This window comes from Microbacterium sp. CFSPD4_SD4 (assembly GCF_057364585.1).
On record NZ_JBNFOC010000001.1, the window covers coordinates 531,512 to 544,570 of the forward strand.

The window sequence follows — 13,059 nt, forward strand, 5'->3', positions numbered from 1 at the left end:
CGTCTCGTCCGGGACCGTTCCGGTTACGACTCGGCGAAGAACCGCTGCCGCTCCACGTCGATGTCCCGCAGTCGTACCCGCAGCGCGCGCCGCCGTCGGAGTCCGCAGGGACGCGCTGGACCGCGCCCAGCAGCTCCTGCTTCTCGTGCTCGAGCTGCCGCACCACCAGCCGTCGGGCGAGATCCGTCGCCGACGCCACCGCGCCGGCCTCGTCCCGCGCCGGGAACGGCGTCATCAGCAGCTCGCCCGCAAGCGAGCGGTACGGCTCGCGCACGCTGTTCACCGCGTCCGTCACCCAGCCGGGACGGCTGCGATCGGGGGCGGCGGCGACCGCCTCGCGCACGGCATCGAGGCCGGGCGTGCGGAACGGCTCCGCGAGCGCTCGCGTCAGCAGCGCCGCATCGATCTGGTGACCGTACTGCAGGGCGCCCATGAGCGCATCGCGCTCCACGGCGACGTCGGGCGAACGGGGCAGGCTGGCGAGCGTCACGGCCGCGACGACCGGCCCGCCCGTGGCGGGATCGACCCGCGGCGCGGCCTCCCGACGGGCCTGAGGAGCGGCCGCCTGCGCACCGCGCGCGGCGCGCTCGACCTCCCCATGCACCTCGGTCGGGTCCATGCCGAGTCGGCGTGCGAGTACCCGCTCGTAGCCGGGGCGCAGCAGGCGGTCACGGATCTCCGCCACGATCGGGGCCGCGGCACGGAGGGCGCCGACCCGGCCCTCGACCGTGGAGAGGTCGAAACCCGCGAGCTTGCGGTCGATGGCGAACTCGAACATCGGCTGCTTCGCGTCCATGAGGCCGCGCACCGCCGCGTCCCCGCGCTGCAGCCGGAGGTCGCACGGGTCGAGGCCGTCCGGGGCGACCGCGACGAAGGTCTGTGCGTTGAACCGGTCGTCCTCCGTGAACGCCCGCAGCGCGGCCTTCTGTCCCGCCTCGTCGCCGTCGAAGGTGAACACCACCTCACCGGACGCGTTGTCGTCGCCCATGACCCGGCGGAGCACCTTGATGTGCTCGGCGCCGAACGCGGTGCCGCAGGTCGCGACCGCGGTCGTGAGCCCGGCGAGGTGGCAGGCCATCACATCGGTGTAGCCCTCGACGACCACGACCCGGCGCGGGTCGCCGCGGGCGATGTCGCGCTTGGCGAGGTCGAGCCCGTAGAGCACCTGGGCCTTCTTGTAGATCGGGGTCTCGGGGGTGTTGAGGTACTTGGGGCCCTGGTCGTCATCGAACAGCTTGCGGGCGCCGAAGCCGATGGTCTGCCCCGACACGTCGCGGATCGGCCAGACGAGGCGGCCGCGGAACCGGTCGTACACACCGCGCTGGCCCGTGGAGACGAGTCCTGCGGTGCTCAGCTCCTCGCGCGTGAAGCCCTGGGCGGTCAGCGCCTTGAGCATGCCGTCCCATCCCCGAGGGGCGAAGCCGACGCCGAAGTGCGCAGCCGCCCCGGCGTCGAAGCCGCGCTCCCCGAGGAACCGGCGGGCCGCCTCCGCATCCGGCGACAGGAGCTGGGACCGGAAGAACTCCGCCGCGGCCGTGTTCGCCGCGTACAGCCGGCTGCGGCCACTGGTCTCCGGCGCCGCACCTCCGTCCTCGTAATGCAGGGTGTAGCCGATGCGGCCCGCGAGACGCTCGACCGCCTCCGTGAAGCTCACGTGGTCCATCGCGCGGAGGAAGGAGTACACGTCGCCCGACTCCCCGCAGCCGAAGCAGTGGTAGTAGCCGACCTGCTGACGCACGTGGAAGCTGGGGCTCTTCTCGTCGTGGAACGGGCACAGTCCCTTGAGGGACCCGACCCCCGCCGATTTGAGGGCGACGCGCTCCCCCACGATGTCCGCGATGTTGGTGCGGGCCTTGACCTCGTCGACGTCGGCCTGCCGGATGCGGGGCATCAGCGGGCGCCTTCTGCGACGGGCCGCCTCTCGACAGGCGTGCGCGCGCCGGGGCGCGCATGACGCGGCGTCCAGATGCCGACCTCCGCCGGGTCGATCTCCCCGACCAGGCGGTTGTGCCAGTCGATCGCACTCTGATCGGTCAGGCTCGCGATCTGATCCACGACGACCCGCGCCCGCTCCGCGTCGCTCTCGGCGGCGACGAAGTCGGCGGCGAACGCGGGCTCCAGCACATCCGCGCCGGCCGACCACAGGGTGTCGGTCGACCACAGGGCGTCGGCCAAGCGCTTCAGCACTCGGCGCTGCTCCTTGTAGACGCCCTTCCTGGCATCGATCGTGACGATCGCCTGACCCATGATCCCCTTGAGAACCGCGATCTCGACCTCGACGACGCGGGGCACGATCACGTGCGCGTTGTAGCGGACCAGGCGCGTGCCCCCGAAGGCCTCCCGGGTGGCCGAGACCGCCGCGCGCGCGAACCGGCCGATGAGGTCGCTGGTGAGGTTCTTGAGCCGGGCGAGATCCTGTCGGGAACGATCGAAGGACGCGAGCCACATCGGCTGCGAGGCGAGCCGGTAGAGGGCGTCGGCGAGTTCGTCGCGCGTGAAGTCGTAGCCGACCCACTGCTGGATCCGGCTGAGCAGGGCCTCGTGCGCCGCCGGGTCGGCGAGCTGCGCGACGTCGACGTAGCCGTTGACGATCGCGTCCTCGAAGTCGTGCACCGAGTAGGCGATGTCGTCGGAGAGGTCCATGATCTCGGCCTCGATGCAACGCAGCCGCCCCGGTGCTCCGTCGCGCATCCAGCGGAACACGGCCTCGTCCTCCGGGTACACGCCGAACTTGAGCCGACCCCCCGGGTCGGGGACGGGGCTGTCGACGGTCCACGGATACTTGCAGGTCGCGTCGAGACTCGCCCGCGTGAGGTTCAGGCCGACGGAGGAGCCTTCGGCGTCGAGCACCTTCGCCTCCAGCCGGGTGAGGATGCGCAGCGACTGGGCGTTGCCCTCGAAGCCGCCGATGGCCGCCGCCCACTCGTTCAGCGCCCGCTCGCCGTTGTGACCGAACGGCGGGTGGCCGAGGTCATGGCTCAGACACGCGGTGTCCACCACGTCCGCGGAGACCCCGAGCGCCGCGGCGAGCTCCCGGCCGACCTGCGCGACCTCGAGCGAGTGGGTCAGACGGTTGCGGGCGAAGTCGGCCGTGCTGGCGGGGCTGAGCACCTGCGTCTTCGCGGCGAGCCGCCGCAGAGCCGCCGAGTGCAGCACGCGCGCGCGGTCGCGGGCGAAGTCGTCCCGCTCGGAACGATGGGTCTCCGCGATGAAGCGCTCCGCGTCGCGCGGGTCATAGCCGTCGGCGCGCGCGCCGACCCGGGGGTCATCCGCCACTGTTCTCGATCTCCGCTCCACGCATCATCTCCGACGCCGACGAGGCGAGCTCGCGCGACTCCAGCCACTTCTCCGGAAGGGCCGTCTTCTTCGGGTGTCCCGCGCGGCCGCGCTGCCCTTCGGCGTCCGCGCCGGGGTACGGAGCCGCACGGTCGAGTCGGCCCAGCAGGTCGTCGATCTCCTGCAGGCTCGACGCGGTGGCGAGGCCCGTGCGGATGTCGCCGCCCACCGGGTAGCCCTTGAAGTACCAAGACACGTGCTTGCGGATGTCGCGGCAGCCGCGGTCCTCGTCCTCGAAGAACTCGACGAGCAGCTCCGCGTGCCGGCGGAAGGCGTCGGCGACGAAACCGAGGGTCGCGTCGACCGTCTTGCCCTCGCCCCCGAAGGCGAGAGCCAGCTGTCCGAACAGCCACGGGCGGCCCAGGCACCCGCGGCCGACGACGACCCCGTCGCAGTCGGTCTCCGCCATCATGCGCACGGCGTCGTCGGCCGACCAGATGTCGCCGTTGCCCAGCACGGGAATGCTGGTCACGGCCTGCTTGAGCTCGCCGATCGCACTCCAGTCGGCGTGACCGGAGTAGAACTCGCTCGCGGTCCGGGCGTGCAGCGCCACGGCGGCGGCTCCGGCATCCTCCGCGGCACGTCCGGCGTCGAGGAAGGTGAGGTGGTCCCGGTCGATGCCCTTGCGCATCTTGACGGTGAGCGGGATGTCGCCGGCGGCCTCGACGGCCTGATCGACGATGTCGGCGAAGAGCTTCGACTTCCACGGCAGCGCCGCACCGCCGCCCTTGCGCGTGACCTTGGGGACCGGGCAGCCGAAGTTGAGGTCGATGTGATCGGCGTGGTCTTCCGCGACGATGATGCGGACGGCCTCGGCGATGGTCTTCGGATCGACGCCGTAGAGCTGGATGGAGCGCGGCGTCTCGGACTCATGGTGCCGGATGAGACGCATCGTGGTCTCGTTGCGTTCGACCAGCGCGCGCGAGGTGATCATCTCGCTCACGTAGAGGCCGGCCCCGTACTCCCGGCACAGGCGTCGGAAAGCCGTGTTCGTGATCCCGGCCATCGGCGCGAGGACGACCGGCACGTCGAGGTCGATCGGGCCGATGCGGAGGGGGCGGGCGGGGGCGGTGGCGACAGTCATGGCGTGTCCATTCTCCCAGACCCGGAGCCGGTGGGGATGCGGCGACCTAAGCTGTGCATATGACCGATCCCGCCCTCCGTTCCATCCCCTTCACCGACGCCCAGGGCCAGCAGAAGACTCTGGACGATCTCGGCGCCGACGTGGTGCTCGTGGTGAACGTCGCCTCGAAGTGCGGGCTCACCCCGCAGTACGAGCAGCTGGAGGAGCTGCAGCGCCGGTTCGGCGACCGCGGCTTCACCGTTGTCGGCTTCCCCTGCAACCAGTTCTTCGGCCAGGAGCCCGGTTCGGTCGACGAGATCCTCGAGTTCTGCTCCACGACGTACGGCGTCTCCTTCCCGGTGAACGATAAGGTCAAGGTCAACGGCAAGAACGCCGCCGAGCTGTACAAGGCTCTCAAGGAGACGCCGGATGCCGGCGGCAAGGCCGGCCGCGTCGAGTGGAACTTCGAAAAGTTCCTGGTGCTCCCGGACGGGGATGTGCTGCGCTTCCGCCCGAAGCAGAAGCCCGATGCGCCGGAGATCGTCCAGGCGATCGAGGCGGCGCTCCCCCGCTGAGCGTCGTTCACCTCCGCGTCACGCGCGCACCGCGTCCCGGCGCTCGACGAGGCCGCCCTCGTTCACCGTCCGGTCTCTCCGCGGACATCTGGCGTCCCTAGTCTCACCGCGGCGACACGCGCCGACGACGAAGGAGACCACGAATGCCCGACCGACTGCCCCTCAGCCGGCGAACTGTCCTCACGGCCGGAGCGCTCGGCGCGCTCGGCACCGCCCTCCCCCTCGGAGCCGCTCCCGCCGCCGCGGTGACCGTCCCGGCATCGCCCGGCGCGGCCCAGGCGCGCAACCTGCGCTTCCGCGCGGACGGCACCTTCAAGGTCGTGCAGTTCAACGACACGCAGGACGACGAGCTCACCGACCGCCGCACCGTCGAGCTGATGGAGAAGGTGCTCGACCAGGAGAAGCCGGACTTCGTGGTCATCAACGGCGATGTGATCACGGGCGGGTGCGAGACGCGGCTGGCGGTGAAGCAGGCGATCAACAACGTCGTCATGCCGATGGAGTCCCGTCGCATCCCGTGGGCGGTCACCTACGGCAACCACGACGAGGACTCGCTGCCGCAGTCCGGCGTCGATGAGGCAGGGATGCTGCAGATCTACCGGTCGTACGAGTACAACGTGAACGCCGACAACACGCGCGGCGTGACGGGCACGAGCAACACGATCGTGACGATCGGCTCCGCCGCGAAGAAGAACCGGGAGGCCTTCGCGCTCTGGCTGATGGACTCGGGCCGCTACGCGCCGGACGCCATCGACGGCCAGGACTTCGCCGGCTATCCGGCATGGGATTGGCTGCGCATGGACCAGGTCGCCTGGTACCGCGACCAGTCGCAGCGGCTGGAGCAGCGCCGAGGGCGCAAGGTCCCGGGCCTGATGTTCCTCCACATCGCCCTGTGGGAGCACCGCTTCATGTGGTGGGGCGGTGTGGACACCCGCACGGCGGCCGACGCCGCCCGCGGCAGGGCCCGCCACGGCATCGTCGGGGAGCGCAACGAGGACGAGTGCCCCGGGCCGTTCAACTCGGGGATGTTCAACGCGATCCTCGAGCGCGGCGACGTGAAGGGCGTGTTCGTCGGCCACGACCATGTCAACGACTACATGGGCGACTACTACGGCGTGATGCTCGGATACGCTCCCGGCACCGGCTTCGGCGCCTACGGTCTGGCCGGCGCGGAGCGCAATCGCCTCCGGGGCGGCCGGGTGTTCGAGCTGACGGAGGCCGGCGAGGAGGTCACGATCGCCACGCGCGTCGTCTATGCGCGGGACCTCGGCATCGACCTGACGGCGAACGATCAGCCGATGGAGCCGCTCCCCCTCGGGCCGCGCCAGCAGCGCCTCTGAGCCCGGGCAGCAGAACGGCGGGGACCCCCGACCCGGGGTCCCCGCCGTCGTCTGTCGATGCGGGTCAGGCCTCGACGGCCGCGCTGCGCTGCGCCCAGAGGTCGCGGATCACGTTCTCGAACGCCGCCGGCGGCTGCGCGCCACTGATGCCGTACTGACCGTCGACCACGAAGAACGGCACCCCCTGGATCCCGTAGGCGCGAGCCTGCGCCTGGTCCTGGCGGACGTCGGCGAGGTACTGCTCGCTCTCGAGTGCGGCGCGGGCGCGATCGGCATCGAGGCCCACCTCGGCGGCGAGGGCGACGAGGTCGCCGATGCGTCCGACGTGCTTGCCCTCGGTGAAGTAGGCGGACATGAGCCGCTCCTCCATCTCGTGCTGGCGGCCCTCGGCCTTCGCGAAGTGCAGCAGCTCGTGCGCCTTCACGGTGTTCGTGTGCTGCAGCAGGTCGAACCGGTACTGCAGGCCTGCGTTCGCGGCGACGTTCGTGACGTTGGCCAGCATCTGCTCGACCTGCGTCCGCGGCATCCCCTTGTGCCCGGAGAGGAAGTCGATCTCGTCACCGTCGAAGTCGACCGGGGTGTCCGGGGAGAGCTCGAAGGAGTGGAAGGTGACCGTGACCTGCGGAGCGTCCTCGTCGGCTGCGACCGCTTCGAGACCCTTCTCGAGGTTGCGCTTGCCGATGTAGCACCAGGGGCAGGCGATGTCGGACCAGATGTCGATGGCGATGGGTTCAGTCACACCGGGGACAACCGCTCGGGCGTCCGGCGTATTCCGTCAGTAGAATCCTCGGATGCTCTCCGCCGACGATCCCCTGCCCTTCCGGCCCGCACGGGTGCTCGTCGCGGGCGTCACCGGGTCGGGGAAGACGACTCTGTCCCGACGGCTCGCCGCCCTCTGGGACCTCCGTCACGTGGAGATCGACGGCCTGTTCCACGGCCCGGACTGGACCCCGCGGGCGGAGTTCCTCGACGATGTGCGCGCCTTCGCGGCGGAGGAGCGCTGGGTGACCGAATGGCAGTACACGAGCAAGGGCACCGACGAGATCCTCACCCCGAGGGCGGAGCTCGCGCTCTGGCTCGACTACCCGTACCACGTGGTGCGGTCGCGTCTGCTCCGGCGCACCCTCAGCCGCAGCATCCTCCGCACCCGGATGTGGAACGGCAACGTCGAGAAGCCGATCTGGCGGATGCTGGGGGCCCCGCCGGAGGAGAGCATCCTGGCCTGGCAGACGAAGACGCTGCGAACCTGGTCCGAGCGCTTTCCCGCGGTGCAGGAGCGCTTCCCCCACCTCACGATCGTGCGGCTGACGCATCCGCGCGAGACGGAGCGCTGGCTGCGGGCTCAGGCCGAGGTCGGGGTGTCCACGGCGCCGCCGAAGCGTCGGTCGCGGGAGAGGTAGACCCCGATCGCGCGCCAGAGCTCCTCGCGCGAGAAGTCCGGCCACAGCGTGTCGAGGAACACCATCTCGGCGTAGGCCGACTGCCACAGCAGGAAGTTGGAGGTGCGCTGCTCCCCCGAGCTGCGCAGGAAGAGGTCCACGTCCGGCATGTCGGGGATGTAGAGGTGACGACGGATCGTCTTCTCGCTGATCGCGTTGGGCTTCACCCGCCCGGCCGCGACATCGGCCGCGATGGCCCGCATCGCGTCGACGAGCTCGACCCGACCGCCGTAGTTCACGCACATGGTGAGGGTGAGCACGTCGTTGTCGCGGGTGAGCTGCTCGGCGTACTGCAGCTCCTTGATGACGCTGCCCCACAGGCGCGGCTTGCGCCCCGCCCACCGCACACGCACACCCCACTCGTTGAGCTGATCGCGGCGCCGGTGCAGCACATCGCGGTTGTACCCCATGAGGAAGCGGACCTCCTCGGGGGAACGGGCCCAGTTCTCGGTGGAGAACGCATAGACGGAGAGGTGCTTCACGCCCGCCTGGATCGCGCCGGCGACGACGTCGAGCAGCACCTCCTCCCCGGCCTTGTGGCCCTCGATGCGGTTGAGGCCCCGGCGGTTCGCCCAGCGCCCGTTGCCGTCCATGACGATGGCGACGTGCTCCGGGACGGCCGGGAACGCGGGCGGGTACACGCCGGTCCAGTCGATCGGCCGATACGGCACGGCGTCCTTGTGCGTGTAGGGCTTCGGGCTCACCGTGCTCCTTCTCCGGGGGTGGACGACACGTGCGCGAGCGAGCGGATGCCCCGCTCCAGGTGCCACTGGGCGTACGCCGCGACGAGACCCGAGGCGGCGGCGGTGTCGGCGTGCGGGGCCGCGTCGATGAGGTCCCAGTCGCCGCGGATCAGCGCGCGCAGCAGTGTCAGGGTCTTCTCGGCGATCCGCGGGCTCCCGGCGGGTGCATCGGCGTGGCAGACCAGGCCGCCCAGCTGCGCGACGAAGACGGAGTGCGGCCCCGGAGCTCCGCAGCGCGCGCAGTCCTCGAGGGACGGCGCCCACCCCGAGAGGGACATGACCCGCAGCAGGTACGAATCGAGGATGCTGCGCGGGGCGTGCTCGCCGCGGGACAGCGCCCGCAACCCTCCGACGAGCAGGAGGTACTGCTCCGGGGTGGCCTCGGCGTCGCTGAGCCGATCCGCCGTCTCGACCATGGCGTTCGCGGCGGTGAACCGGTCGTAGTGTGCGGCGATGTCCGTGCCGTAGGCTCCGAGCGACTCAGCCTGCTGCACGATGTCGAGCGAGCGGCCTTCGTAGAGCTGCACGTCGGCGACCATGAACGGCTCGAGGCGGGAGCCGAACTTCGACGAGGTGCGCCGCACGCCCTTGGCCACCGCGCGCACCTTGCCGTGCCGCCGGGACAGCATCGTGACGATGCGATCCGCCTCGCCCAGCTTGTGGGTGCGCAGGATCACCGCTTCGTCTCGGTAGGTGGGCACCCTTCGATTATCCTCCGTGCGCGACAATGGACGCGTGACCGAACCGCTCTTCACCATTCCGCTGTGGGCGGACCTCCTCGGCGTCGGCCTCGGCGGAGTGCAGGGCGCGATGTTCGCCGCCGGATTCCAGGGCCAGCGCCGGCTCGACTGGCTGGGCGTCGCGATCATCGGGATCATGATCGGCATGGGCGGCGGTCTCATCCGCGACATCCTGCTCGGACAGACGCCCGCCACCCTGCAGAACCAGTGGTACCTGGTCACGGCCGCGGGTGCCGCCCTGCTCGGCATGCTGCTGGCCGGACTCTTCACGCGGCTCAACACCGCGATCGTGGTGCTGGACGCCGTCGTGATCGGCATGTTCGGCGCCTTCGGGACGAGCAAGGCGCTCGCCTTCGGCATCCCGGAAGTGCCCGCGGTGTTCATCGGGGTCTGCGCCGCAGTCGGCGGGAGTGTGCTCCGCGACATGCTGATGGGCCTGCCGACGGCGATCATGCACGTCGGCTCGCTGTATGCCGTGGCCGCGGCCGCCGGATGCACGTTCATCGTCGTGGCGAACGCCGTCGGGATGCCCATCCCCCTCGCGGCCGTCATCGGCATCGTCGTGACCGCCGTGATCCGGATCCTCGCCGTGACGTTCGATGTTTCGCTTCCCGAGCAGCGCCGTCTCTACCGCCGCAAGGTCGCCGCCGAGACCGGTGCCATCCCGATCGTGAAGCCCCAGGACTGACTTCGAATCGCCCGATTGGCTCCATCCCGCCGCTGAATACGACCAATCGCGCGATTCGAACGACGATCAGGTGGCGGCGAGCCCATCGATCACGCGCGCGAGGCCGAACTCCCACGCCGTTCGAGCGTCGTAGGGCGCGCCCATGGCTTCGCCGGCAGCCTGGCCCACCGACCGGGCGAGCGGCAGGTCGTCGCCCAGGTAGGCCGCCAGACGCGGTGCCGCCTCCGCCCAGGAAGCCGCGAACGACTCGGCACTCTGCTGCTCCCGCATGCGGGCCGCCGCGGAGAGGGTGAAGTCCAGCACGAAGCTCAACGCCGCGTCGCGCTCCACGGCGCCGAGGCCGAGGCCGTCGAAGGCGTGGAGCTCCCGGTCGTACTTGGCGATGGTGCCGGGGCCGAGTGCGACCCGCGGATCCCGGACATCGATGAGCCACGGGTGGGTGCGGAAGAGGCGCAGGTTGTCCTCGGCGATCGCCCGAACCGCCGCACGCCATCCGGAGGCCTGCACAGACGCGACGAGCATCCTGGCGTGCATCGCGTCCGCCATCAGGACGAGCAGGTCGGCGCGGCTGTTGACGTGCGTGTAGATCGACATCGGCGTCAGGTCGAGGCTCTGCGCGAGAGACCGGATGGTCACCGCGCCGAGCCCGTCGGCGTCAGCCAACACGACAGCGCGGTCGACCACGTCATCCGTCGAATGACGCGCCTTCGGTCCGCGCTGTGGGGTCGCGGGAGCCACGGGGCTGTGCCGCCAGAGCAGATCGACGAGGTTCTTGGTCATCGGGAATAGCCTAGACCGCTCACGCCTTAACACTATACGCTGTACAGACTTTAAATAAGGAGAACCGTGAACATCACGCAGACCGCCCTCTCGCTCAACGTCCCCGACGTCGCCGCCTCCGCCGCCTTCGCCATGACGCACTTCGGGTTCGAGGAGGCGATGTCCGCGGAGGGCTTCGTCTCGTTGCAGCACCCGGGGCCGGTGCCGAACGTCATCTTCCTCGAGACGGGGCTGTCGACGTTCCGCCCGGAGGAGATCGCCGGATCCGCCGGTCAGGGAACTCTGATCGTCTTCGTCGTCGACGAGATCGACCAGGAGTTCGCCCGGATCGCCGCCGCGGGCGCTCGCGTGGTCACCCCTCCCGAGACCGAACCCTGGGGCGAGCGGTACTGCCAGTTCGCCGACCCCAACGGCCTCATCTGGCAGCTGGTGCAGTGGGTGGACTGATCCCCCGCTTCGAATCGCGCGACTGGCCCCATCCGGCGGCCGGAGACGACCGATCGCGCGATTCGAACCAGGATCAGACGGCGGCCAGCTCCTGCTGACGGCTGCGGATCGAACGGTTCACACCCGAGACGATCGCCTTGAGCGATGCGGTGGAGATGTCGCCGTCGATGCCGACGCCCCACAGGCGCTGATCGCCCACCTGCAGCTCGACGTAGGCCGCGGCCTGCGCGTCCCCACCGGCACTGAGAGCGTGCTCCACGTAGTCGTAGACCGTGATGTCGAAGCCCTGACCACGCAGCACCTCGACGAACGCGGCGACCGGACCGTTGCCGTTGCCCGACACGGAGACCTCCTGGTCGTCGTCCCGCAGCACGACGTCGAGCACGACGTCGCCGGACATGTCGCTCCGGGTCTGCGTGGCGAGCAGTTCGAACCGGCCCCACTTCGCCTCGGTGTCCACGGCGGGCAGGTACTCGTCGGTGAAGATCGACCAGATCTGCTCGCTGGTGACCTCGCCGCCCTCGGCATCCGTCTTGGCCTGCACGACCCCGGAGAACTCGATCTGGAGCTTGCGCGGCAGGTCGATCGCGTGGTCGGACTTGAGCAGGTACGCGACGCCGCCCTTGCCCGACTGGGAGTTCACGCGGATGACGGCCTCGTAGGAGCGACCGAGGTCCTTCGGGTCGACGGGCAGATACGGCACGGCCCATTCGATCTCGTCGACCGTCACGCCCTGCGCCTCGGCCCTGGCGGCCATGGCCTCGAAGCCCTTCTTGATGGCGTCCTGGTGCGAGCCGCTGAACGCCGTGAAGACGAGGTCACCGGCCCACGGGCTGCGCTCGGGCACCGGCAGCTGGTTGCAGTACTCGACCGTGCGCTTGACCTGGTCGATGTCGCTGAAGTCGATCTGCGGATCGATGCCCTGCGTGAACATGTTGATGCCGAGCGCGACGAGGTCGACGTTGCCCGTGCGCTCCCCGTTGCCGAACAGGCACCCCTCGATGCGGTCGGCTCCGGCCATGTACCCCAGCTCGGCCGCGGCGATCGCGGTACCGCGGTCGTTGTGCGGGTGGAGCGACAGGATCACGTTCTCCCGGTGGTTCAGGTGACGGCTCATCCACTCGATCGAGTCGGCGTAGACGTTCGGCGTCGCCATCTCCACCGTCGCGGGGAGGTTGATGATGACCTTGCGGTCCGGCGTGGGCTCGAAGATCTCGATGACCTGGTTGCAGACGTCGACCGCGAACTCCAGCTCGGTGCCGGTGTAGCTCTCCGGGGAGTACTCGTAGTACACCTGCGTGTCCGGGATCGTCTTCTCGAACCGGCGGCACAGCCGGGCGCCCTCGAGCGCGATGTCGATGATGCCCTGCTTGTCGGTACGGAAGACGACCTCGCGCTGCAGAACGCTCGTGGAGTTGTAGAGATGGACGATGGCCTGCTTCGCACCGGCGATGGCCTCGTAGGTGCGGGCGATCAGGTGCTCGCGCGCCTGCGTCAGGACCTGGATCGTGACGTCATCCGGGATGAGGTTCTCCTCGATCAGCTGACGCACGAAGTCGAAGTCGGTCTGGCTCGCCGAGGGGAAGCCGACCTCGATCTCCTTGTAGCCCATGCCGACGAGCAGCTCGAACATGACGCGCTTGCGCTCGGGCGACATGGGGTCGATGAGAGCCTGGTTGCCGTCGCGGAGATCGACCGCGCACCAGCGGGGCGCCTCGGTGATGCGGGCGTCGGGCCAGGTGCGGTCAGGCAGGTGGACGGCGATCTGCTCGTGGAAGGGCCGGTACTTGTGGATCGGCATCGCGGACGGGCGCTGGGTGTTCTGCATGATGGGGCTTCTTCTCTTCGTCACAATGAACGGGCCAACACAAGCGCCGCGACGAGGAAGGCCCTAGCTCTAGGACTCGT

12 protein-coding genes and 1 pseudogene are annotated in these 13,059 nt (G+C 69.8%); 5 read left to right on the plus strand and 8 right to left on the minus strand.

Annotated features, from left to right (window positions below):
- Positions 1-23: 23 nt before the first annotated feature.
- The 3 genes and pseudogenes from dnaG to dusB form a co-directional block, all read right to left on the minus strand.
- Positions 24-1,891 (minus strand): annotated as a pseudogene (dnaG, locus tag AC2W7E_RS02675) (DNA primase).
- A complete protein-coding gene (locus AC2W7E_RS02680; protein ID WP_338566211.1) occupies positions 1,891-3,276 on the minus strand; it encodes a deoxyguanosinetriphosphate triphosphohydrolase in 1,386 nt (461 codons plus the stop codon). Before AC2W7E_RS02680 ends, dnaG begins: the two are co-directional and overlap by 1 nt.
- A complete protein-coding gene (dusB, locus tag AC2W7E_RS02685) occupies positions 3,266-4,420 on the minus strand; it encodes a tRNA dihydrouridine synthase DusB (RefSeq protein WP_485988480.1) in 1,155 nt (384 codons plus the stop codon). The genes AC2W7E_RS02680 and dusB overlap by 11 nt, the downstream gene beginning before the upstream one ends.
- Positions 4,421-4,479: 59 nt before the next feature.
- On the opposite strand from dusB, the gene AC2W7E_RS02690 reads away from it, so the two are divergent.
- Positions 4,480-4,974 (plus strand): glutathione peroxidase, encoded by a 495-nt coding sequence (locus AC2W7E_RS02690; protein ID WP_025103671.1) that lies wholly within the window; start codon positions 4,480-4,482, stop codon positions 4,972-4,974.
- Positions 4,975-5,117: 143 nt separating this feature from the next.
- Complete coding sequence (locus AC2W7E_RS02695; RefSeq protein ID WP_485988481.1) at positions 5,118-6,314, plus strand: metallophosphoesterase family protein; 1,197 nt, start codon at positions 5,118-5,120, stop codon at positions 6,312-6,314.
- Between the two features lie 64 nt (positions 6,315-6,378).
- On the opposite strand, the gene AC2W7E_RS02700 is transcribed toward AC2W7E_RS02695, so the two are convergent.
- Positions 6,379-7,053 carry a DsbA family oxidoreductase gene (locus AC2W7E_RS02700; protein WP_485988482.1) on the minus strand — a complete coding sequence of 225 codons (675 nt, stop codon included), beginning with the start codon at positions 7,051-7,053 and terminating at the stop codon, positions 6,379-6,381.
- A 52-nt stretch (positions 7,054-7,105) separates the two neighbouring features.
- Here AC2W7E_RS02700 and AC2W7E_RS02705 point away from each other — a divergent pair, with 52 nt between their 5' ends.
- On the plus strand, positions 7,106-7,714 hold the full coding sequence (locus AC2W7E_RS02705; RefSeq protein WP_485988483.1) for a P-loop NTPase family protein: 609 nt from the start codon (positions 7,106-7,108) through the stop codon (positions 7,712-7,714).
- Here the strand turns inward: AC2W7E_RS02705 and AC2W7E_RS02710 are convergent.
- Both AC2W7E_RS02710 and recO read right to left on the minus strand, forming a co-directional pair.
- The gene (locus tag AC2W7E_RS02710; RefSeq protein WP_303708712.1) at positions 7,657-8,457 is read right to left on the minus strand and encodes an isoprenyl transferase; all 801 of its coding nucleotides are present in this window, start codon (positions 8,455-8,457) and stop codon (positions 7,657-7,659) included. The genes AC2W7E_RS02705 and AC2W7E_RS02710 overlap by 58 nt on opposite strands.
- A complete protein-coding gene (recO, locus tag AC2W7E_RS02715) occupies positions 8,454-9,197 on the minus strand; it encodes a DNA repair protein RecO (protein WP_025103676.1) in 744 nt (247 codons plus the stop codon). Before recO ends, AC2W7E_RS02710 begins: the two co-directional genes overlap by 4 nt.
- 34 nt (positions 9,198-9,231) lie before the next feature.
- On the opposite strand from recO, the gene AC2W7E_RS02720 reads away from it, so the two are divergent.
- The gene (locus tag AC2W7E_RS02720) at positions 9,232-9,924 is read left to right on the plus strand and encodes a trimeric intracellular cation channel family protein (RefSeq protein ID WP_025103677.1); all 693 of its coding nucleotides are present in this window, start codon (positions 9,232-9,234) and stop codon (positions 9,922-9,924) included.
- Positions 9,925-9,990: 66 nt separating this feature from the next.
- Here the strand turns inward: AC2W7E_RS02720 and AC2W7E_RS02725 are convergent, their stop codons facing one another.
- Positions 9,991-10,704 carry a TetR/AcrR family transcriptional regulator gene (locus AC2W7E_RS02725; protein WP_485988484.1) on the minus strand — a complete coding sequence of 238 codons (714 nt, stop codon included), beginning with the start codon at positions 10,702-10,704 and terminating at the stop codon, positions 9,991-9,993.
- 66 nt (positions 10,705-10,770) lie between these two features.
- Between AC2W7E_RS02725 and AC2W7E_RS02730 the strand changes: the two genes are divergently transcribed.
- Positions 10,771-11,151, plus strand: a complete 381-nt coding sequence (locus tag AC2W7E_RS02730) for a VOC family protein (protein ID WP_126893065.1) — start codon at positions 10,771-10,773, stop codon at positions 11,149-11,151.
- Between the two features lie 73 nt (positions 11,152-11,224).
- Here AC2W7E_RS02730 and leuA read toward each other — a convergent pair whose 3' ends face one another.
- Complete coding sequence (gene leuA / locus AC2W7E_RS02735; RefSeq protein ID WP_025103680.1) at positions 11,225-12,979, minus strand: 2-isopropylmalate synthase; 1,755 nt, start codon at positions 12,977-12,979, stop codon at positions 11,225-11,227.
- Positions 12,980-13,059: the final 80 nt, after the last annotated feature.